The organism is Pseudarthrobacter sp., assembly GCF_036675385.1.
Lineage (GTDB): Bacteria > Actinomycetota > Actinomycetes > Actinomycetales > Micrococcaceae > Arthrobacter.
The window spans coordinates 1-2,468 of record NZ_JAKFFD010000123.1 but is presented as its reverse complement, the minus strand read 5'-3'; the positions used below and the strand labels follow the sequence as shown (position 1 = coordinate 2,468).

Genomic DNA, 2,468 nt, shown 5'->3' with positions numbered 1-2,468 from the left:
CTGACCACGTACGACGACGACTCCGACATCATGCGCGCCGTGGAGTCAGGGGCGGTGGGCTATCTCCTGAAGGACACGGCCGGGGACCGCATCATCGAGGCCGTGCGTGCTGCAGCGCGCGGTGAGACGGTTCTCGCTCCGCCGGTGGCGGCACGCCTGGTCTCGCGGATGCGTGCGCCTGAACTGCCCCGCCTGACGGCCCGCGAGGTGGAGGTCCTCGGCTGCGTGGCGCAGGGATTGAGCAATCCCGAGGTGGCCACCGCGCTCCATATCGCCGAAGCGACGGTCAAGACGCACCTGCTGCGGATCTTCAACAAGCTGGATGTGGACGACAGGACCCGTGCCGTTGTCCTGGCCATGGAGCGGGGCCTTTTGTAACCGGTTTGTGTCGTAACGCACACTGCCGACTACAATCTAGGTGAGCTCAGCGTGGCGCTCTGCCTGTAAACCTTCACACCAGGATTTGAGCCGAGACATGAAAATTGGAATTCTTACCAGCGGTGGCGACTGCCCCGGACTGAACGCCGTCATCCGCGGGGCCGTCCTCAAGGGCATCGCCATTCACGGCCACGAATTCGTGGGGTTCCTGGACGGCTGGCGCGGCGTCGTCGAAGGCGACATCATCGACATCCCCCGCAGCTTGGTCCGCGGCATCGCCAAGCAGGGTGGCACCATCCTTGGCACCTCCCGCACCAACCCCTTTGAAAACGGCGGCGGGCCGGAGGTCATTAAGGCCCACATGGACCGTCTGGGTATCGACGCCATCATCGCGATCGGCGGCGAAGGGACCCTCGCTGCGGCCAAGCGCCTCACCGACGTCGGGCTCAAGATTGTGGGTGTCCCCAAGACCGTGGACAACGACCTTGACGCCACGGATTACACCTTCGGTTTCGACACGGCCGTGCAGATCGCCACCGAGGCCATCGACCGGCTCCGGACCACGGGCGAGTCCCACCACCGCTGCATGATCGCCGAGGTCATGGGCCGCCACGTGGGCTGGATTGCCCTGCACGCCGGCATGGCCGCCGGTGCCCACGCCATCCTGATTCCCGAGCAGAAGGTCAGCCTTGAGCAGATCACCGAATGGGTCCAGGAAGCCCACGACCGTGGCCGCGCCCCGCTGATTGTTGTGGCCGAGGGCTTTGTTCCGGACCACATGGATTCTCCGCATTCCGAGCGCGGCCTGGACACGTTCGGCCGGCCACGCCTCGGCGGCATAGCGGACCAGCTCGCCCCCGAGATTGAAGCCCGCACCGGCATCGAGACCCGTGCCACGACCCTCGGGCACATCCAGCGCGGCGGCGTCCCGTCCGCGTTCGACCGTGTGCTCGCCACCCGTCTGGGCATGGCCGCGATCGACTCCGTGGTGGAGGGCTACTGGGGCACCATGGTGGCACTCAAGGGCACCGACATTGAGCACGTGAGCTTCGACAAGGCCCTGGGCCAGCTGAAAACCGTTCCGCAGAAACGCTACGACGAGGCAGCTGTCCTCTTCGGCTAAGCCCGGTCAGCGCGAACGGACACTTGAGGCCCCTCCGCTGTGGGGCCTCAAGTGTCCGTTCGCGCTTCGCTGTGCTGGGTAGGCTGGGGACATGACTCTTGACCCCGGTTCCGCCGCCATCATCCAGCTCGCTTGGGCCCGGCATTTGGGGCTCGACGACGGCGCTTTCGCAGCGTCGCTGACTTCCGGCGAGCGGATAGTCAGGGCCGACGACGCCGCAGAGACTGTGGAGTTCGTCAGGCTGTTCGGCAGCTCGGCACTGGTGGGGCCGCAATGGGTCATTGACGCGGCGGCCGGAATTCCGGACGAGGAGATGGCGCATCATCTGACCCTCCTGACCCTGACTCGGTCCCACGGAGGCCACGGCCTGGGCTCGGCGGCGTTGTTCTTCGCCGACGATCTGCCCCTGCGCCAGCCTTCCGAAGAGCTGACCGTGTCCCACGGAAATCCGGAGGCGATCGAGCTCGAGGGCCTGTGCCCGCCGGACGACGTCAACGAAGTGCGCCTGTCAGAACTCGAGAACCGCTACACGATCCTCCATGAGGTGGACGGGCTGCGTGTTCCGGTGGCCTGCGGCGCCTACGGGGAGTGGGAAGGACTTCTCGCGCAGATGGGAGTCCTGGTGGACCCCGAGTGGCGGCGCCGCGGGCTGGGATCCGCGGCCGCATCGATCGCAGCCCACGAGGCCCTCGCGGCGGGCCTCACCATCCAGTGGCGCGCCGAAGTCAGCAACACCGGGGCGGTGGCCCTGGCGCGGCAGCTGGGCCTGTCCACCGGCGGCATCCAGACCAGCGTGCACCTGGGCTGACCCCGCCTGGGACGGCTGCCTACTTTTGGGACGCCGTCTGGGACGCCCGGGTGGCCTCTACGGCCGGAGCCGCCGGCTGACCGCTCCAGCCCGCCACGGCCTTGGGCTTGGCGAAGAACAGTGCCACGGCAGCGCCCACCAGGATCACACCGGCAGGAA

At 67.3% G+C, this 2,468-nt stretch carries 3 protein-coding genes; all 3 read left to right on the top strand.

Going from position 1 to position 2,468, the window contains the following annotated elements:
- Positions 1 to 378 (top strand): response regulator transcription factor (locus V6M49_RS09680; RefSeq protein ID WP_332760975.1); only part of this gene is annotated, 378 nt, incomplete at its 5' end.
- 97 nt (positions 379 to 475) lie between these two features.
- Positions 476 to 1,501 (top strand): ATP-dependent 6-phosphofructokinase, encoded by a 1,026-nt coding sequence (locus V6M49_RS09675; RefSeq protein ID WP_332760974.1) that lies wholly within the window; start codon positions 476 to 478, stop codon positions 1,499 to 1,501.
- 91 nt (positions 1,502 to 1,592) lie between these two features.
- On the top strand, positions 1,593 to 2,309 hold the full coding sequence (locus tag V6M49_RS09670; protein WP_332760973.1) for a GNAT family N-acetyltransferase: 717 nt from the start codon (positions 1,593 to 1,595) through the stop codon (positions 2,307 to 2,309).
- Positions 2,310 to 2,468 lie beyond the last annotated feature (159 nt).

Excerpts from the sequence above, each read along its gene's own strand:
- V6M49_RS09675 (WP_332760974.1), top strand. The coding sequence starts at position 476 with ATGAAAATTGGAATTCTTACCAGCGGTGGCGACTGCCCCGGACTGAAC.
- V6M49_RS09670 (WP_332760973.1), top strand. The coding sequence starts at position 1,593 with ATGACTCTTGACCCCGGTTCCGCCGCCATCATCCAGCTCGCTTGGGCC.